We start from the raw sequence: 18741 nt of genomic DNA, 5'->3' as shown, positions 1-18741 counted from the left end.
GGCCCGGTCCGTCGGGTCAGCCCCGGCGGATCGTGATCGTCGTCCAGGCGCCCACGTGCACCCGGTCGCCGTCCTGCAACTGCACCGGCACGAAGGGCTGGATCGGGTCCTCCGAGCCGTTCACCGTGGTGCCGTTCGTCGAGTTCTGGTCGACGATCGCCCAGCTGCCGTCCGGCTGCTGCACCAGCACCGCGTGCTGGTGGGAGACGCCCGGGTCCTCCGGCGGCACCGACAGGTCGATGTCGGGGGTGTCGCCGGTGGAGTGCCGACGGCGGCCGATCGTGACCTGGTTGCCGGTGAGCGTGCGCTGCTGTTCCGGGGAGTACGCGGGCAGGTTCAGGCCCGCCGCCTCGGGGCCGGAGCGCTGCATCATCGCCATGAAGTACTCGCGGTCCGGACCGATGGTCGCCGTCCAGGTCGCCGGGCGCTGCGGGGCGGCGGGACCGGGCGGCGGCGCGGGCTGGGCACCGTGGTGCGGGTAGCCGTAGCCACCGGGCTGACCGGGACCGCCGGGCTGACCGGGGCCACCCGGGCCGCCGGGACCCGTGGACGACGGCGGGGAGATCATCCAGTCGTCGTCACCGCCACCGAAGGACGGGCCACCCGGCTGCGGCCGACCCGTCTCCTGCGGGAACGCGGGCGGGGCGCCCGGACCGGACGGCTGGAAGGCCTGCGGAGCGCCCGGGTGCGTACCGGGCCCCGAGGGGCCACCGGCCGTACCAGGGCCACCGGGTCCACCGGGACCGCCAGGGCCTCCGGGCCCACGACCGGCGTTCGGCGTCGGCCCGGGCGGTGGCGGAACCGGCCGCGACGGGTCACCACCGAACCCGGGAGGACCGGGCGGACCAGACCGCTCCCCACCGAACCCGGAGGGACCGGGAGCCCCGGGCCGCTCCCCGAACCCGGAGGGACCGGCGGGACCGGGAGCCCCCGGCCGCTCCCCGAAGCCCGACGGGCCACCAGCACCGGGCCGCTCCCCACCGAAACCGGAAGACCCGGGAGCCCCCGAAGCACCAGATGGCCCACCAGCACCGGGCCGCTCCCCACCGAAACCGGAAGGCCCGGAAGCCCCCGAAGGCCCCCCAGGAGCCTCGCCTCCGAACGGCGGACCCGGTGGGATCGGCTCGGCCGGACGGTTCATCTGGGACGGACGCGAGCTCTGGTACTCGTACGAGTCACCGCCCCCGAACGACGGCGGCGGCCCGGACGGCCGCTGGAACTGCGGGGCGGGTGGGCGCGGCGCGGCCGGGGTGTACGAGGTCGCGGTGTTGGTCAGGAAGTTCCACCGGCACTCCTCGCAGAACGGCGCGGCGCCCTCCCGGGGCGTGCGGCACTGCGGGCACAGTTCGGGCGCCGCGTCCGGTGCGGAGGACATGTGCGGGCGTCCGCCGGGCTGGCCGGTGTTCGGACCACCGGACGGGCCGGGGCCGCCGGGCGGAGGCGGGAAGCCGTAGCCGCCGCCCGCCGGGGGCGGAGGCGGAGGGGGTGGAGGTACGGCACCCGCCATGCGGTGACCGCAGACCTCGCACCAGTCGTCGGAACCCGACTGGTGTCCGTTCGGGCAGGTCGGCATGTCGGCGCTTCCCCCTCTCCTTTTCCGGCCGTTTCGACCGGATTTCTCCAACCCCAGGGGGTCGGGCTCGCTTTGTTTCAGATCACTTCTTTACACGAACAGTCTTTGTCGACCGAGTTTCGAGAGTCATCTCGTCGGCCTCCGCGACCTTCGCCTTCAGTCGCACAGTACCTGTCGCGGCATCGACCACGTCCACCACCTTCGCAAGGAGTTTCGCGGTATCCGCGTTTCCGGAGGCGCTGGCGAGCTGAACGGCCCGGCCCAGTTTGGCCGTTGCTCCATCGATGTCTCCCGATTTGCGCAGATCCAGGCCCTGTTGGATGACCTGTGCCAGTTCGGCCTGGCCGGTGTAGTGGGCGACCTGGGGGTTGATCGACGTCGAGGCGACCATGTCGTCGGTCCACACGGCCCGTACCAGGCCCTGGGCGCCGAGGTTCTGGGCGGTGCCGTCGGGTTGCGGGATCACCAGGGAGGCGCGGGCGGCGAGCATCTCCTGGCCGATGTGCGCGGCCGGGACCTCGACGCAGATGTGGTAGTCACGGGACTCGTCCCCCCAGGAGCCGGTGGGGTAGTCCCCGGCGCGCGGGCCCGCCTCGGTGCGCCTACCGGTCAAGTCCTCGACGGTGGGCGCGACTTGCTTGACGAACTTGATCGTGGTGTCGACCGGGGTCCACAGCCGCAGGGCGACGTCCGCGACCTCCTTGCCCATCGCCGTCTCCATCATCTGCGTGAAGTCGGCGGCGAGGCCCGCCGGGTCGGCGACGATGTCGGCGGTGCCGAGCAGCGCCGAGGCGATGCCTGTGACTTCTTTCACTTCCCAGTCGGTGCCCACGCCCCGGGCGTCACAGGTGAAGCGTCCGGCGCAGGCGTCCAGCGAGGCCTTGAGGTCCTCGGGCGACTCGTGCTCGTTGCGGCCGTCGGTGAGCAGGATGCCGTGCCGGATCGCCACGTCTGCCTCGGACAGCAGACGGTCGGCGAGCCGCAGCCAGGTCCCGATCGCCGTACCGCCGCCGGCGCTGAGCTTGCGCAGGGCCTGCTTGGCCTGGTCGCGGGTGGTGGCGTCGGCGACGGCGAGGCGGCCGCCGCCCGGGTAGACCTCCTTCGCGACATGCGTGCCGCCGATCACCGCGAAGTGCACACCGTCGCGCAGGGTGTCGATCGCGGCGGCCGTGGCGTCCCGGGCGTTGCGCATCTTGGTCGGCGGGTAGTCCATCGACCCCGAGCAGTCGACCATGATCGCCACGGCCGCGGACGGGCCCTGCCCCGGTGAGTAGAGGTGAGGCGCCGTGACCGCGCTTCCGATCGTGCCGCCGCCGGTCGCGGTCACCGTGACGATCGCGTTGACCTCCCGGCCGCCCTCCGGGAGGTACTCGTTCTGGTACACGTCCACCGAGAACTGCGGCACGTTCGACTTCGAGAAAATGGCCATACGTTCTCAAATCCCCCTTGAACGTCCCCACGAAAGGCGGGGCGATGAACGGAATGCGGACCGGTCCCCTCCGGTCCGCCCAGCCTTCCCGGGCCTCCCCGTGTGCGGCCTCAGGCCGATCCTGCCCCCTGCGGCGGGGCCGGGAACGGCAGGACGGCCACTGTTACGTTGTCGTGGCCCCCGCCGTCCAGGGCGTGACCGACCAGGACGCGGGCGCCGTGCAGCGGACGTACGGCGGCATCCGGCGGGAGGACGCCGGCCATCTCCTCGGCCGCCTCCGCGTAGTTCCACAGGCCGTCCGTGCACACCACCACTACACCCGGCCGGTCCGGTTTGAAGGAAGCGGTGTGCGGCTCCAGTTCGTAGGCGTCCGCGCCGAGCCAGCCGGTGATGGCGTGGGCGCGCTCGTCGGCGTACGCCTCGGCCTCGTTCATCAGGCCCGCGGCGACCATCTGCGCGGCCCAGGAGTCGTCCTCGGTCAGCCGGGCGGCCGGGGCGCTGCGGTCGACCGGGACCCAGTAGGCGCGGCTGTCGCCGACCCAGCCGACCACCAGCAGGCCCGCGGTGACGATGGCGCCGACCAGGGTGCAGGCGGGGGCGTTCTGGTGCGGCTGGTGCTCGCGGGCCGTCGCGGGTTCCTGGGCGAGGGCGTTGACCGCGTTCGAGGCGGCGACGATCGCGTCGTGCATCGCCTGCTGCGGGTGCGTGCCGAGGGGCAGGGCCGCCAGCAGCGACTCGCTGGCCGCGCGGGAGGCGGCGAGGGAGGCGTCGTCCGGGCGGGTCGCCGAGGACACGCCGTCGCAGACGATCGCGACCAGCGCGCCGGAGCCGTCGGGCAGGGCGGTGCGGCCGATGCCGAACGCGTCCTCGTTGCGGTGGTGGCGCAGGCCCCGGTCGCTGACGGCGGCCACGGGGCCGGACTCCTGCTCCATGTGGTCGCGTTCGCGTGGCTGGGCGTGCCCGCAGTTCTCGCAGTAGCCGTCGTGGTCGACCCGCCCCGCACGGCAGGCCACGCACACCGTGGCGGGGTCCGCCCGCGCGGCCAGGTCGGCGGCGATGCGCGGGTCCGGGGCCTGGAGGGGGTACTCCTCGGGCTCCGGGGGCCGGTCGAAGCGCACGCCGGTGGCCGGGGCGGCCGGGGGCAGGGGGGAGCCGCCCGAGTCGGTGCCCGGCAGATCCGTCGGCAGGTGCGTCGCGGGGGGCGTGCCGGAACCGCCCGGGTCGGCCGCGCCGGGCCAGCCGGCGGCCGGGGCGGCCTGCGGGGCCCCCGCGCCGTTCATGGTGAGGGTCGGGCTGTCGTCCGGCCGTGGCGGCACGGCGGACAGGTCGTATCCGCACGCACCGCAGAAACGGTCACCCGACTCAAGGGGCTCCTCGCAGCTCGGGCAGGCGGACAGCTGGGGCATCTGCGACATCAACTACACCCATGTCCGGGGGCGGTAACGGTTGGCACGTTCCACCAGGTCGATCCTCTCCTCGCCGCCCCGCGCCAGGCGGGCCAGCGTGCGGTACGAACGCTCCAGGCCGAAGCGCAGGCCCCGTTCGTCCAGGCCGCTGCCGAGCAGCGTCCGTCCCCCGGCGGCGGGAGCGACGGAACCCTGGCCACCGGAGAGTATCCAGTCCAGGGCGCTGCCGAGCACTTCCGTGGCCAACTGCTCCCGCCGGGTCGGGTCCAGACCGTACGCGTCCAGCGCCTCGACCTGCCCGGCGGCGGCGGTCAGATCCTCCAGGAAGGGTACGTCGCCGGCGGCGGCCGTGCGTTGCCTCAGCCGGGCCCGCACCGCGGCCACGCGGGCGGCCGTGTAGTGGATGGACGACTCCGGCACCGACTCCAGGGTGCCCACGGCGCCGCGCCGGTCGCCGGTGGCGAGCTGGACGCGGGCCAGGCCGAACGCGGCGCTCACACAACTGGGGTCGGTCGCCCACACCAGGCGGTAGTACTCGGCGGCGTTGTCGAGCTGGCCGAGCACCTCCGCGCACAGGCCGAGAGCCAGCTTGGGTGCGGTCTCGCCGGGGAAGGCGTCGTAGATCGCGTCGAAGGCGAGGGCGGCGCCCTCGTGGTCGCCGGTGACCAGCGCGGCCACGCCGCGGTACCAGACGACCCGCCAGTCGTCGGGCCGCTCCTCCTCCAGCCCGCGCAGGGCGTCCAGCGCGGCCGTGGAGTCGCCGTTCTCCAGCCACGCCCGGATCTGCCTCAGCCGCGTCTCCACCGAGGGCGCGGACGCGGCGGCGAGCGCGCTGAGCAGCTCGGCCGGGGCGGTGGCCATGAGGCCGGCCAGGAAACCGGCGTTGGGATCGGTGGGGTCGACGCGGGGGACGGGCAGGGCGAGGGCGGCGGCAGCGGTGCCGATGGGCTTGACGAGGCCGGTCCCATGGGCCCCGCCAGCCCCATCGGTCCCGCCGGTCAGGGCGTGCAGGGCGCCTCCGGCCGGGAGCGGCGCGGCTCCGGCAGCGGCTCCGGCAGCGGTCCCGGGAGGAGCCCCGGTAGCGGATCCGGCAGCGGTCCCGGGAGGAGCCCCGGGAGCGGCTCCGGCAGCGGTCCCGGGAGGAGCCCCGGTAGCGGATCCGGCAGCGGTCCCGGGAGGAGCCCCGGCAGCGGCTCCGGTAGCGGATCTGGCAGCGGTCCCGGGAGGAGCCCCGGGAGCGGATCCGTGAGCGGTCCCGGCAGCGAATCCGTGAGCGGTCCCGGCAAGAGCCCCGGCAGCGTTTCCGGCAAGAGCCCCAGCACTGAATCCGGTCGCGGTCCCCCCACCGGCCGCGCCCCGGCGCGGCCTCACCCCCCGCGCCCCCAGCCGCGACACGTCCCCCTCCAGCCGAGGGAACAACTCCGTGTCCGTCACCCGCAGTTCCGGCCCGAACAGCGTCGACAGCGCGGGCCGCGCCCGCCCCGTCTGCAGCGACACGACCTCCCGCAGCACGCCCGTCAGTTGCTCCGACATCTCCTGCGCGGAGGCGAACCGCCGGGCGGCGTCGGGGTCGGTGGCGCGCACCAGGAGCCGGTAGAACGACTCGTACTGCCGGAAGACCTCGATGGTGTCGGGGTCGGGCAGGGAGTCGGCGTAGACGTTGGTGTAGCCCTGGAAGTCGAAGGTCAGGACGGCGAGCGTGCGGGCCACCGTGTAGAGGTCCGACGCCACCGACGGGCCGACGTCCGCGACCTCCGGCGCCTGGTAGCCCACCGTGCCGTAGATCGCCGACTCGTCGTCGTCCATGCGGCGCACCGCGCCCATGTCGATCAGCTTGAGCTGGTCCTCCGTCTGGATGGCGTTGTCGACCTTGAAGTCGCAGTACAGGAGGTTGCGGCTGTGCAGGTGGTCGAGGGCCTCCAGCGCCTCGATGCCGTACGCGCACGCCTGTTCCACCGGCAGCGGGTCGCGCCGCCCCTCGGGGGTGCGGCGGGCGTTGGCGATCTCCTTGAGGGACTTGCCGCCGACGTACTCCATGACGATGTACCCATCGAGGGAACCCGTGCGCTGGTCGAGGTGTTCGACGAAGTTGTAGATCCGCACGATGTTGGCGTGCTCGATCTCCGCGAGGAACCGCCGCTCGGAGATCGCGGCGGCCATCGCGTCCTGGTCGCCGGTGTCCAGCAGGCCCTTGAGCACCACCCACCGGTCCGAGACCGCGCGGTCGACGGCGAGGTATATCCAGCCAAGCCCACCGTGCGCGAGGCAGCCCACCACCTCGTACTGGCCGTGCACGATGTCGCCGGCCTTCAGCTTCGGCACGAACGAGTACGGGTGACCGCACTTGGTGCAGAAGCCCTCGGTGCGCCCGGGACGGTCACCGCGGGCGCGGCCCACCGGCGCCCCGCAGTCCGAACGCGAGCAGAACCGCTTCCGCTCCGGCACCTGCGGGTTCTGCAGCACCACCGCGCGCGGGTCGGGCCGCGGCACCTGCGGCACCTGCACCAGGCCCGCGCCCAGCCGCCCCCGGGTCGAGGAACCGGCCGTGGAGCCGGAGCTGCGCACCGACACGGAGCGGTTCGAGGCCCGGCCCGACAGCGAGCGGGAGAGCCGTCCCGACACCGAGCGCCGGGACTTCGACGACTGCGACGACGTACGGGAGCTGGCGCGGGAGCCGGAGCGGGAACTGCCGCTGCCCGCCGAGCCCTTGCCGCCGCCGGTGACCCCGGTCGGCGGTGAGGAGACCATGCCGTTCGCGGACACCACCGGCGCCAGGCCGCAGGTGTCGCAGTAGAGCTCGCCGCCGCCGACGTCCTCGTAGCTGCCCGCGCAGCCGGGGCGTTGACAGGTCCGCTGTGGCTGACTCATGACGACGACTCCCCCCTACGATCCTGAAGCTCCGGCGGACCGTTCTGCTGCGGCACCCGCGGCGCGGCGCCGAGCAGTTCGGCCGCCGCCTGCTGGTAGCGCAGCACGGCCTGTTCGGCGACCCGCAGGTCGCAGGGCGCGCTCCACAGCATGCGGCGGGCCGCGTCGTACCGCTCGACCAGCAGCGGGTCCTCGGCCAGGCCGTGCCGGGCGATCTTCGCCTTGTACGCGTCGAGGCGGCCGCGCAGCTCGGCGCGGACCGCCAGCGGGGCGGTGACGGCGGTCAACGACTCGCGGGCGCGCAGCAGTTCGTCCTCCGCCTTCTGCTCCAGGGACTCCAGCAGCGGGGACAGGCGGTGCCACTGGGCCTGTCTGCGGTACTCGGCGGCCGTCGCCAGCTGCTCCTGCAGCGCGGTCGGCGGGCCGCTGACCACCGGCACCTCCGTGGCGGCGATCTTCGCGAGCACCTCCCCGCGCGCGGTGCGCGCCTCGGCGAGCGTGCGGTCCGCGCGCGAGAGCACGTCCCGCAGCTTGACCAGCCGCTGCTCGGCGTCCTTGCGGACGGCGAGCACGGCGTCGATCTCCCGGCGCACCTCCTCCAGGGCGCGCGCCTCCCGGTCGTAGACCGTGGTGTCCGGCTTGCCGCCGCCCGGGGCCGAACTGCCCTCGGCGGGCTGCCAGAACGCCAGCGGGTCGGACACCACCTGCTCGCGCAGCCGGGTCAGGGTGCGTGTGATCCGCTCCAGGTCGTCCCCCGCCGGGTGCTCGCCGGGGCGTACGCCGACGGAGTGCGCGAGCCTGCGGGTGCGCTGGAGTTCGGCGGCGAGTAAATCGATCCGGGCGGGCAGCGCCGACCAGACCGCGTCGGCGGCGACGACCATGTCGAGCGACTTGGCGTACAGCTCGTTCATCCGGTCCACGAGCGTGGCCAGGGTGAACCTTTCGCTGAGCTTGCCCGTGCCGTGCAGCGTCGGCGCGTTCGCCGTCGCCGCGGCGCCGCCGGCGACCGTGACGGACTCGCCGCGCAGCAGCTCGGTCAACTCCACCAGGTCCTCGCGGCTGGACCAGCGGCGCCGGGCGCGGATGTCCCGGGCGGTGCGCAGCGCGTCGGTGTACGCGTCGAAGTACGCCCACAGCAGGGAGATCGACGCCTCCGTGGCCGCCCAGCGCTCCTTGGTGATGCCGGTGAGCTCGGCGCCTTCGAGGAGTCGGCGGCCCGCGTGGTCCTGCAGGGCGAACAGCGAGGTCTCGATCGCCTCGTGCTCCGCGCCGAGCCGCGCCAGCGCACGGTCCACCTCGTCCCGGTCCATCACCGGACCGGAGGCTCCCGTGTCGCCCATCGATCACCTCTCGTCTGCTGGTCTGTGCTGTCGGTGCGCTGCCGGCCGGTCACCTGTAGCGCGGGGTCGGCGGGGTCGCCGACTCCGAGTCCCTACCCAGCGTCGGTGACAGCCACTTGTCGTACGAGGCCTTCCAGCCGCCGTCCGCGCGGTAGTCCGCCAGTATGCGGTTGACCCGGCGTACCAGATCGTCGGCGTCCTTCTTCATCGCCACGCCGTAGTACTCCGTGGTGAACCGGTCGCCCTTCAGTTCCACCGTCGGGTCCTGTGCGGCCTGGCTGGCCGCGAGCGCGCCGTCCGTCACCACCGCGTCCACCTCGCCGAGTTGGAGCCTGACCAGGCAGTCGAGCTGGTTGGGGACGGTGGTGGATATGTCGGTGGACGCGGGCAGCTTGCCGGACTTCTGGTCCGCCGCCAGGTTGTCGTACGCCGTCGAACCGGCCGCCGAGCAGATCCGCCTGCCCGCGAGCGTCTCGTCGTAGCCCTTGATCGTCGAGGTGTTGGGGGCGAGGACCTGCTGGCCGGTCAGAAAGTACGGTGCGGAGAACGCGACGTCCGCGAGCCGGGAGCAGGTGATGGTCATCGTGCGCACCACCATGTCGACCTGGCCGCTCTGGATCGCGGGGACGCGCTGATTGGTGGGGATGGCCTTGAACCGGATCCGGTCCGGGTCGCCGAGCAGCTCCTGGGCGATCCGGCGGGCCAGGTCGATGTCGAAGCCCTCCAACTCGACGTTCTTCTCGGTGGCGTTGGGGTTGCGGTAGCCCCAGCGGTAGCTGTTCTGGTCGACGCCGACCGAGACATAGCCGCGCTGCTTGATGGCGGCGATGGTGTCGCCCTCGGCGTTCGACGGGGGCAGGCTCTGGTCCTGGGGGTTCTCGCACGCCTCGGCCTTCGCCCACCGGCCGGCCGCCACGCCCGGGCCGCCGAGGCCGGTGCTGCCGTCGCCGCGTGGCTGGGTGTGCGGCAGCAGCAGCACGAAGGCCACGGCGAGGGCACAGACGACCGCCATGGCGCCCACGCCGCCCCAGCCCTTCAGGCTGGCCCGCAAGCGTCGTGCATGCATCGTCGCGCCCCCTTTCACCGGTACTCCGAAAGCCTGCGGCCGATGCCCAGCACCGCGCCCGTCGCGCCCAGCACCGCGAGCACGGCCGCACCGGCCGGCAGACCGGTCATCGCGTCCCGGCCGTCGCCCGCGGCCTGCTCGAACTCCAGCGTCTCGTGCTTCAGGGCGGTCTCCAGGCTGCGGTCGACGTTGTCGAAGCACTCGCCCGTCGGCTCGTCGTCCTTCGAGCCGATGATCTTGCTGAGCGCCGCCTGGTAGTCACCCGCGTCGTCGGCGTCGCGGGCCTGCTGGTGCCGCTCCTTCCACACGTCCATGCTGGCCGCGGCGGCCCGCACCGGCTGCTCGCCCGCCTGGTCGTCGGCGAGGTCCTCCGCGGCGGCGAGACCGGCGGCGAGGTCCTTCATCGACGCCTGGTAGGCCACGTCGAACTTGTCCTTGAACTCGCCGCCCACCTCGACCGTCTCCGCGCCCCGGCTGACCAGCGTGAGGTTCTCGTTGCCGCGGGCCTTCAGGGAGGCGATACGGGCGTCGTGCAGGACGTTCAGGGAGCGGACGCCGTGGTCGTAGGAGTCGTTCAGCCCGGCGCGGGCCACGCTGTGGCCGATGACCAGCCAGAGCAGGACCACCGTCGTGGTGGCGGTGGCGGCGACCAGGCCGTGGTTCAGGACCCGGTTCGTCCGCACGTACGTGCGGTGCTGGGCCCAGGCGAGGGCGGCCAGGGCGAGGACGCCGAGCGCGATCGCCGCCCAGGGGTAGGGGGTCGCGTGCGCGTAGTCGTCGCGCAGCCGTTCGTTCTCCGTCTTGTAGAGGTCCTCCGCCGCCGGGAGCATCTCGGTCTGCATCGTGGCGTTGGCGTACCGCAGGTAGGCGCCGCCGAGCGGGTAGCCCTGGCGGTTGTTGGCGCGGGCGCGCTCGATGAGGCCCTTGTACTCCGGCAGCAGCCGGTTGAGCTTGGAGATCGTCTCGGCGGAACGGGAGTTCGGTTCGGAGTTGTTGGCGGCCAGGACGAGCTTCTCGGCCGCCGTGCGGATGTCCTTCTCGTACCGCTCCCTGGAGGCCTTCGTCTCCTGGCCGCCGGCCAGGAAGCCGCTGGAGGCGGCCGTGTTGGCGTCGGCCAGGGAGCGGTAGATGTCGGCCGCGGCGGAGCTGAGGGGCTGGCTGTTGTTCAGCACGTCGTCGGCGGCGGCCGCCCGGTCGGTGGCCTGCCAGGCGGTCACGGCGCCGAAGGCCACGACCAGCAGGGCGAGGACCGCGCCGATGATGCGCAGTCGGCCCGGCTCGGTGGTCGCGACGGCACGCAGCTGGTCCACGCCCTCGGCGAACGCCGTACGGCGGGACGGGGCGACGGCGGTCGGCGCGGGGCCGGGTGCGACGGGGCCGGGTGCGGCGGGTGCGGGCGAGCCCTGCTGAGGAAGCGCGCCGGGCATGGTGGGCGCACCCGGTGGTGCCGTGCTGCTCTTCGGCGGTTGTGTCACTGCTGACCTCCCCCATGGTCATCCGTCGCCGCCAGTATCGCCGCCGGGACCGACATCCGCACCGGCCTTGGCTGGATCTTGATGGCTCGCGCGTCTCGCAGCACCCCTTGCCCATGAATACGCCCTGGGAATCGGTTCGGTTCCTCGGCCGAGAAGGTCAGCGTTCGAAGTGCGCCCGCGCCCGCTCCCACGCGCCCGCGTCCGCCTCCACCCGGTCCAGCCCCAGCAACGCCGCCCCCAGCACCGGAGGCGCCGTCACCACCCGAGGCACCGCCTTCGCGGCCCGCGCCGCCAGCAGGTCCCGTACGCCGTCGTCGAGTTGCGGATGCCGGGCCGCCAGCACACTGCCCCCCAGCAGCACCGGCGTCTCCTCGTCCAGCAGGTCCAGCCGGGCCAGGGCGACCGTCGCCATCGTCACGACCTCCTCGGCGAGCCGGTCGACGAGCGCGCGGGCCACCGGGTCGCCGTCGGCCGCCGTGGCGAAGAGAACCGGCGTCAACTCGTGCCGCCGGTGCGGCGGCACCCGCTCAAGATGCAGCGCCTCGATCAGCGCGTCCATGGAGTCGTACCCGAAGTGCGCGGGCAGGGTCCGCGCCAGCTCGGTCGGCCCGCCGCGCCCGTCCTCCGCGCGGGCCGCGTGGAACAGCGCCTCCTCGGCCAGTCCCCAACCCCCGCCCCAGTCCCCGGAGATCCGGCCGATCGCCGGGAACCGCGCGGTGCGCCCGTCGGGACGCATACCGACGCAGTTGATGCCCGCCCCGCAGACCACCGCGACCCCGCGCGGCTCGGTCACCCCGGCCCGCAGGATCGCGAAGGTGTCATTGCGCACTTCAACAGTGGCCCCCCACGCGCGCGCGTGCAGCGCGTCGGTCAACAGTGCCTCCTCCACGGGGAAGTCGGCGTTGGCCAGGCAGGCCGAGACATGCGTGACCGAGGTGACACCGGCCGCGGCGAAGGCCCGCGCCACCACCTCGGCGAGCACGTCCGTCGCCGCCTCGACCCCCACGGCCGGCGGCCGGAACCCGCCGCCCCGCGCGGCGGCGAGCACGCTCCCGTCGGCCGCCACCACCGCGACGTCCGTCTTGCTGTTGCCCGCGTCGATGGCGAGGACGCTTGCGGTCAGGCCCACGCGAGATGCTCCCGGTTGTGTGCGATCAGCTGGTCGGTGAGGGCGTCGGCGTGCTCGTACTGCCCGATGAGGGGATGCGCGAGCAGCGCCCGGAAGACCCGCTCCCGCCCGCCGCGCAGGGCCGCGTCCAGGGCCAGGTCCTCGTACGCCGTCACGCTCGCCATCAGACCCGCGTACAGCGGATCCACCGCGGCGACCGGCAGCGGCACCGGACCGCCCTGCGCGCCCACGGCCGCCTGCACCTCGATCACCGCGTCGTCCGGCAGGAACGGCAGCGTGCCCCGGTTGTACGCGTTCACCACCTGGTACGGGCTGCCCGCACCGCGCAGCAGCGCCGCCGCCAGGTCCACGGCCGCCTCCGAGTAGTACGCGCCGCCCCGCCCGGCCAGCAGCTCCGGCTTCTCGTCGAGCGCCGGATCGCCGTACATCCGCAGCAACTCCCGCTCCATGGCGGCCACTTCCGCGGCCCGCGAGGGCTTGGTGCGCAGCTCCCTGACGACCTCGTCGTGGGCGTAGTAGTAGCGCAGGTAGTACGACGGGACCACGCGGAGGCGGTCCAGCAGCTCGCGCGGCAGGCGCAGGTCGGCGGCGATCGTGTCGCCGTGCTCCCCGAGCAGCCCGGGCAGGACGTCCTCGCCCTCGGGACCGCCCACGCGGACGCCGGTCTCCCAGGTGAGGTGGTTCAGGCCCACGTGGTCGAGGTGGACGTCGGCCGGGGCGACCGCGAGCAGCGCGGCGAACTTCCGCTGCAGGCCGATCGCCACGTTGCACAGCCCGACCGCCTTGTGACCGGCCTTCAGCAGGGCGCGGGTCACGATGCCGACCGGGTTGGTGAAGTCGATGATCCAGGCGTCCGGGTTGGTGCGCCGTACCCGCTCGGCGATGTCGAGCACCACCGGCACCGTGCGCAGCGCCTTCGCCAGGCCGCCCGCGCCGGTCGTCTCCTGGCCCACGCAGCCGCACTCCAGGGGCCAGGTCTCGTCCTGCTGACGGGCCGCCTGCCCGCCGACGCGCAGCTGGAGCAGCACCGCGTCGGCGCCGTCGACACCGGCGTCCAGGTCGGAGGTCGTCACCACCCGTCCGCCGTGTCCCTGACGGGCGAAGATACGCCGGGCCAGGCCGCCCACCAGTTCCAGGCGGTCGGCCGCGGGGTCGACGAGCACCAGTTCCTGGACGGGCAGGGTGTCCCTCAGACGGGCGAAGCCGTCCACGAGTTCGGGGGTGTAGGTCGAACCGCCGCCGACCACGGTGAGTTTCATCGTCCAGTCAACCCTTCACCTGTTTGTTGCGAGGATGCCCCAGCGTTCACGCCGGGGTGGGGGTACGTCCCGCATACGGGGGAGAATCGCGTCCATACGGTTCTCTTGGACGGTCCGGGAGGCCACGGCATCATCCGGACTTCGCCGCAGCCGCCGACCCGCGCCGCGTTCGGGTGTTCGTGGCCGCTTCCGGGATGTGCCGGGCATGGCGAGGCCTCCCAGGGCGGGTGCTGGGGCGCTGCTCAGCGCGAGGTGTCGAAGACCTCGTCGCGGGTCGTGGCGAGGGCGCTCTCCAACGCGCCGCGCAGGACGGGGTGTTCGCGTACGTCACCGATGACGAGCCGGGGCCGGGCCGCCGCCAGCTCCGCCAACTCGGCCTGCACCAGGGCGCGCAGCGTCTCGCCGCCGGAGGTGAGGGAGGTGCCGCTCAGGACGACGAGTTCGGGGTCGAGGACGGAGACGAGGGAGGCGAGGCCGGTGGCGAGGCGCGTGGCGTAGGTGTGGAGGAGGTCGCGGTGGGGGTCGTCTTCGGCGGTTCGGGGGGTGGTGCGCCCGGAGTCGTCGTACGCCTCCGCCGCGCGGGCCAGCAGCGTGGCGGCGACCTCGGTGTACGGGCCCGGGGGGATGTCGGGGACGCCGAGGTCGCGGGCGAGCGCGGGGACGGCCTGGGAACCCGCCAGCTCCTGGTAGCCGCCGCTGTTGGCCTGGGTGACCTGGCGGACCAGGGGGGCGCCGGGGACGGGCAGGAAGCCGACCTCGCCCGCGCCGCCGGTCCACCCGCGGTGCAGCCGGCCGCCGAGGACCAGGGCGGCGCCGAGGCCGCCCTCGTTCCACAGCAGCACGAAGTCGCCGTGCCCGCGGGCCGCGCCCAGCCGCTGCTCGGCGACGGCGACGAGGTTGACGTCGTTCTCGTACTCCACCGGCATGGGCAGTGCGGCGGCGAGTTCGTCGAGGAGGGTGGGGGAGTGCCAGCCGGGCAGGTGCGAGGCGTAGCGCAGGCGGCCGGTGCTGGGGTCGAAGGCGCCGGGTGTGCCGATGACGAGGCGCCGGATGTCGTCCCTGGCCAGCCCGGCCGCCTTCACGGCGCCGTCGAGGGCGTCGGTGACCTGGCGTACGACGGGCGATGAGGGTCCCTCCTGCACGGGCGAAGCGGAGCGCTTGGGGAAGGGGCGTCTGCCCGGGGCGGGCACCTCGTACGTGCCGACCGTGCGCCCGGTGATGTCGGCGACGGCGGCGAGGACGCGTTCGGGGGTGACGTCGAGTCCGGCGGCGTGGGCGGCGGCCGGGTTGAGGGCGTAGAGCTGGGCGTTCGGCCCGGGGCGGCCCTCGCTGGTGCCGGTCACCAGTACGAGCCCGGCGGCCTCCAGGCGGGCCAGCAGTTGTGAGGCGGTCGGCTTGGAGAGGCCGGTGAGCTTGCCGATGCGGCTGCGGGAGAGGGGGCCGTGTTCCAGGAGCAGGTCGAGGGCGGCGCGGTCGTTCATGGCGCGCAGGACGCGGGGGGTGCCCGGGGTACCGGCGGTTCCTGCCATGCGTCGACACCTGCCTTTCGGCCGCTCGGCTTGGCAGCGGGGCGGGGCTGTGCGTCCATCCCGGCTATCTGTTGGGAAGGTTTCCTACCGGCTTCGACTGGCAGGAAGATAGGCCCGGCGGGAAGGGGGCGTCAAGAGCGAACGCCCCCGCGGGCAACGGAGTCGTTGCCCGCGGGGGCGGCTGCGGGGGCGGCTGCGGGGCGGCCGCGGGAGCGGACGTCAGTCGTCCAGAACCGTTCCGCTACTTCGTCGTGCTCGTCGGCGGCGCAATCGGCGAAGCCGCGACCGCCTGCGGAGAGGTCGTGCTCGCGAACGCCGACGGCGCCGCCATCCCCGCCGTCGGGTCGGCTGCGGACTCCTCGTCCTGCTGGAGCGGCAGGCCGCCCACGATGCGGATGCCCTCCTGGTCGAAGCGGCGCTTGATGCGCCAGCGCAGTTCGCGTTCGATCGTGAGGGACTTGCCCGGCATCGTCTTGGCCGAGACGCGCACGACCATCGAGTCGAGCAGGACGCTGTCCAGGCCGAGGATCTCGACCGGGCCCCAGAGCATCTCGTTCCAGGGCTCCTCCTTGCTCATCGCCTCGCCGACCTCGGTGAGCACGGCCTTGACGTGGTCCAGGTCCTCGGAGGGACGCACGGTGACGTCGACGCCGGCCGTGGCCCAGCCCTGGGAGAGGTTGCCGACGCGCTTGACCTCGCCGTTGCGGACGTACCAGATCGCCCCGTTGTCGCCGCGCAGCTTGGTGACGCGCAGGCCCACCTCGATGACCTCGCCGGACGCGACGCCGACGTCGATCGAGTCGCCGACGCCGTACTGGTCCTCGAGGATCATGAACACGCCGGACAGGAAGTCCGTGACGAGGTTGCGCGCGCCGAAACCGATCGCCACGCCCGCCACACCGGCGGAGGCCAGGAGCGGAGCCAGGTTGATCTTGAAGGTGGACAGGATCATCAGGGCGGCCGTGCCGAGGATGACGAAGCTCGCCACCGAGCGCAGCACCGAGCCGATCGCCTGCGAGCGCTGACGGCGGCGCTCCACGTTGACCAGCAGGCCGCCGATCGCCGTGCCGTCCACCGACTGCGCGGTGCGGTTCATCCGTTCGATCAGCTTGGTGATCGCCCGCCGCACCACCACCCGCAGCACGACCGCGACCACCACGATCAGCAGCACCTGCAGCCCGATCGCCAGCCACGTCGACCAGTTCTCCTCCACCCAGCCGGCGGCGTTCGTCGCGCTCTGCTGGGCGTCCTGCAGCGTGGGCACGGAGGGTGCCGTCTGGGACGGAGGCGGGGACGGTGACGGTCCGGCGGCCAGTGGGACGGGCAGGGGCGACACGGCGGGTACCTCCAGGTGCAACGGCCCGCCCCCGGTACGGCGGTCAGGTCCAAGGTCACGAAAAGGTCACCTGACGGGCGGAGGAACCACACTATCGGGGCATCGTGTGGGGATCGTTGCGATGTTCGAGGGAGAGACGGTTCCCGCCGGGGGATGAACAGATCAGACGAACAGCAGGTGAGGCGAACAGTTCGGAGAGAAGGGGGGAGGAAGTGGTCGGGAGCCTGGGGAGGAAGCGGATGTGGTCGAAAACACTCTCAGCCCGTTACCGGGACATGGTGGCGCTTTCACCAGGCATGAGGGGAGACTGACTGCAGATCGTCCCGGCGCGAGCCACGCGCCGCCGGCGTACAAGGAGGCATCCGTGCCGCATGTCCTGGTCCTCAACGCGTCGTACGAGCCGCTCGGCGTCGTACCGCTCCGCCGCGCGCTCATCCTCGTCCTCGAGAACAAGGCCGTATGCCTTGAGGAGTCCGGCGCCTATCTGCACAGCGCGACCGTCACAGTCCCCGCACCCAGCGTGGTCCGGCTCAAAAGATTCGTTCGGGTCCCGTACCGGGGACCCGTTCCTCTGACCCGTCGAGCGCTGTTCGCGCGCGACGGGGGCCGGTGCATGTACTGCGGTGGCGTCGCAACCAGCGTCGACCACGTCATCCCGCGCTCGCGCGGGGGCAAGCACGTCTGGGACAACGTGGTGGCCTCGTGCCGCCGCTGCAACCACGTCAAGGCCGACCGCCATCTCGTCGAGCTGGGCTGGCGGCTGCGACACAAACCCGCCCCGCCCACCGGCCTGGCCTGGCGCATCATCGGGACCGGCCATAGGGACCCGCGCTGGCTGCCGTACTTGCAGCCGTACGGCGCGGACGACGCCTTGGCCCGGATCGACGGCATTTCCGCCTGACGATCCGGGCTTTTGCATGTCCCGTACAGGGTGCTCGTACGGGACCGGGAAGACCCCCGTCCACCCCGGTCCCGTGAGCACGCCTGCCCTTACGCGTACCTCAGCTCCCCCGGCCGCACCGACCGGCGCAGCAGCGGCAGCGAGGTGGCCGACGCCAGCAGGCACGCGCCGTACACCCCCGCCGGGACCAGCAGCGCCGCCCACGGCAGTGTGCCGCTGCCGGTGAGCCCGGTGTACCCGGTGCCGATGACCATGCCGCCGAGGCCCGCCAGCAGCAGCGCCGGCGCCAGCGGCAGCGCGGTCTCCAGCAGCAGCGCCCGGCCCAGCACCACCCGCGGCACCCCGGCGGCGGTCTGCGCGGCCAGGCCCCGGCGCCGGGTGGCGAGGGACTCGGCGGTGCCGACGGCGAGCGCCGACAGAGTGATGAGCAGGGCGACCACGATCGCGGCGGCGGTCAGGTCGAGGCCGGTGGTGTAGAAGGAGCGGCTCGCGGCCGGCGGCTGCTCGGCGTCGAGCGCCGCCAGCAGCGCCTGCCTGACGCCCATGAATCCCGTACCGACGATCGTCACCAGCAGCACCGCGGCGTGCGTGCGGGCCGCGGCCCAGGGGTCGTCGCGCAGCCGCTCCGCCGCGATCAGCACCGCAGGCCGGTCGGTTCGGGCGGCGAGGAAGGCGCCGGTGAGCCGGGCCGAGGCACCGGACAGCCAGATCGCGCCCGCCCCGACGAGCAGCACGGCGAAGAACACCGTCAGCGGGCCGTGCGCCAACCCGAGAAGACCGCCCTCGTCCGAGGTCAGAGCGGTGACCAGCAGCACCGCGAGCGCCGCTGCCGCCGTCAGGAACGCCCGCCCCGGCCGCCACGCGATCGGCACCCGGCGCACCCAGCCCAGCGGCGAGGCGATCACCCGGCGCAACGCCAGCGCGCTCACCAGCGCCCCCAGCGCCGGTACGGCCACCGCGGCCAGGGCGAACCCGGCCCAGACGACGACCGGCGGCCGCTGCCACACCCCCAGCACGACCAGGACGGAGGCGACCGTCGCCGCCACCGACCCGGCCAGACAGGCGAGCCCCGCCTCCAGCGCCGCGATCCGCCGCACCTGCCCCGGTGCGGCGCCCGCGAGCCGCAGCCCGGCCAGCCTCCGGTCCCGGTGCACGGCACCGACCCGGGAGCACTGCCCGAGGAACCCGAGCACGGGGATCAGCAGCAGCACCAGCGCGATGACGACCCCCGCCCGTTCCCCGGGCTGGTTCAGCAGACCGTTGCCGAACCCGATGGCGTACTGCCCCTCGATCGACGCGACCGCGACCGCGCCCAGCGCGAACCCGGTGGCCAGCGCCGCGCCGACCACGGTGAGCCCCACCCGCCACCACTCCCGCCGGTCGGACCCACGGGTGAGCAGCCAGGAGAGCCGCAGATCGGACATCGTTCC

General features: G+C 73.4%; 13 protein-coding genes. 1 reads left to right on the top strand and 12 read right to left on the bottom strand.

Features of this window, described 5'->3' with window-relative positions; genetic code table 11:
* Nucleotides 1–16 precede the first annotated feature (16 nt).
* The 11 genes from KWI83_RS27725 to KWI83_RS27675 form a co-directional block, all read right to left on the bottom strand.
* Complete coding sequence (locus KWI83_RS27725; protein ID WP_218517121.1) at nucleotides 17–1573, bottom strand: FHA domain-containing protein; 1557 nt, start codon at nucleotides 1571–1573, stop codon at nucleotides 17–19.
* Nucleotides 1574–1655: 82 nt separating this feature from the next.
* Nucleotides 1656–3002: a VWA domain-containing protein gene (locus KWI83_RS27720; protein WP_218517120.1), complete on the bottom strand. Its 1347-nt coding sequence runs from the start codon at nucleotides 3000–3002 to the stop codon at nucleotides 1656–1658.
* Nucleotides 3003–3112: 110 nt separating this feature from the next.
* Complete coding sequence (locus KWI83_RS27715; protein ID WP_256362901.1) at nucleotides 3113–4420, bottom strand: PP2C family serine/threonine-protein phosphatase; 1308 nt, start codon at nucleotides 4418–4420, stop codon at nucleotides 3113–3115.
* Entirely contained in the window at nucleotides 4421–7276 is a 2856-nt protein-coding gene (locus KWI83_RS27710; protein WP_218517118.1) for a serine/threonine-protein kinase, read from the bottom strand.
* Complete coding sequence (locus KWI83_RS27705) at nucleotides 7273–8616, bottom strand: hypothetical protein (protein ID WP_218517117.1); 1344 nt, start codon at nucleotides 8614–8616, stop codon at nucleotides 7273–7275. Before KWI83_RS27705 ends, KWI83_RS27710 begins: the two co-directional genes overlap by 4 nt.
* A gap of 49 nt (nucleotides 8617–8665) precedes the next feature.
* Nucleotides 8666–9682, bottom strand: coding sequence for a glutamate ABC transporter substrate-binding protein (locus KWI83_RS27700; protein WP_218517116.1), 1017 nt, complete (start codon nucleotides 9680–9682; stop codon nucleotides 8666–8668).
* A 14-nt stretch (nucleotides 9683–9696) separates the two neighbouring features.
* Nucleotides 9697–11157: a hypothetical protein gene (locus KWI83_RS27695; protein ID WP_218517115.1), complete on the bottom strand. Its 1461-nt coding sequence runs from the start codon at nucleotides 11155–11157 to the stop codon at nucleotides 9697–9699.
* A 157-nt stretch (nucleotides 11158–11314) separates the two neighbouring features.
* Nucleotides 11315–12286, bottom strand: coding sequence for a BadF/BadG/BcrA/BcrD ATPase family protein (locus tag KWI83_RS27690; RefSeq protein ID WP_218517114.1), 972 nt, complete (start codon nucleotides 12284–12286; stop codon nucleotides 11315–11317).
* Nucleotides 12277–13545: a 6-phospho-beta-glucosidase gene (locus tag KWI83_RS27685; protein ID WP_218517113.1), complete on the bottom strand. Its 1269-nt coding sequence runs from the start codon at nucleotides 13543–13545 to the stop codon at nucleotides 12277–12279. Before KWI83_RS27685 ends, KWI83_RS27690 begins: the two co-directional genes overlap by 10 nt.
* Nucleotides 13546–13787: 242 nt before the next feature.
* Nucleotides 13788–15074: an ROK family transcriptional regulator gene (locus tag KWI83_RS27680; protein WP_218517112.1), complete on the bottom strand. Its 1287-nt coding sequence runs from the start codon at nucleotides 15072–15074 to the stop codon at nucleotides 13788–13790.
* 241 nt (nucleotides 15075–15315) lie between these two features.
* On the bottom strand, nucleotides 15316–16431 hold the full coding sequence (locus KWI83_RS27675) for a mechanosensitive ion channel family protein (RefSeq protein ID WP_218517111.1): 1116 nt from the start codon (nucleotides 16429–16431) through the stop codon (nucleotides 15316–15318).
* A gap of 343 nt (nucleotides 16432–16774) precedes the next feature.
* Between KWI83_RS27675 and KWI83_RS27670 the strand changes: the two genes are divergently transcribed.
* Nucleotides 16775–17311, top strand: coding sequence for an HNH endonuclease (locus tag KWI83_RS27670; protein ID WP_218517110.1), 537 nt, complete (start codon nucleotides 16775–16777; stop codon nucleotides 17309–17311).
* 89 nt (nucleotides 17312–17400) lie between these two features.
* Here the strand turns inward: KWI83_RS27670 and KWI83_RS27665 are convergent, their stop codons facing one another.
* Complete coding sequence (locus tag KWI83_RS27665) at nucleotides 17401–18735, bottom strand: FtsX-like permease family protein (protein WP_218517109.1); 1335 nt, start codon at nucleotides 18733–18735, stop codon at nucleotides 17401–17403.
* Between the last annotated feature and the right edge of the window lie 6 nt (nucleotides 18736–18741).

This window comes from Streptomyces sp. TRM70350 (assembly GCF_019219825.1).
Taxonomy (GTDB): domain Bacteria; phylum Actinomycetota; class Actinomycetes; order Streptomycetales; family Streptomycetaceae; genus Streptomyces.
This window is presented reverse-complemented; position numbering and strand designations above follow the sequence as displayed.

Bases quoted from the DNA above. Each gene is read 5' to 3' on its own strand.
- KWI83_RS27725 (WP_218517121.1), bottom strand. From the start codon at position 1,573: ATGCCGACCTGCCCGAACGGACACCAGTCGGGTTCCGACGACTGGTGC.
- KWI83_RS27705 (WP_218517117.1), bottom strand. From the start codon at position 8,616: ATGGGCGACACGGGAGCCTCCGGTCCGGTGATGGACCGGGACGAGGTG.
- KWI83_RS27710 (WP_218517118.1), bottom strand. From the start codon at position 7,276: ATGAGTCAGCCACAGCGGACCTGTCAACGCCCCGGCTGCGCGGGCAGC.
- KWI83_RS27700 (WP_218517116.1), bottom strand. From the start codon at position 9,682: ATGCATGCACGACGCTTGCGGGCCAGCCTGAAGGGCTGGGGCGGCGTG.
- KWI83_RS27665 (WP_218517109.1), bottom strand. From the start codon at position 18,735: ATGTCCGATCTGCGGCTCTCCTGGCTGCTCACCCGTGGGTCCGACCGG.
- KWI83_RS27720 (WP_218517120.1), bottom strand. From the start codon at position 3,002: ATGGCCATTTTCTCGAAGTCGAACGTGCCGCAGTTCTCGGTGGACGTG.
- KWI83_RS27680 (WP_218517112.1), bottom strand. From the start codon at position 15,074: ATGGCAGGAACCGCCGGTACCCCGGGCACCCCCCGCGTCCTGCGCGCC.
- KWI83_RS27685 (WP_218517113.1), bottom strand. From the start codon at position 13,545: ATGAAACTCACCGTGGTCGGCGGCGGTTCGACCTACACCCCCGAACTC.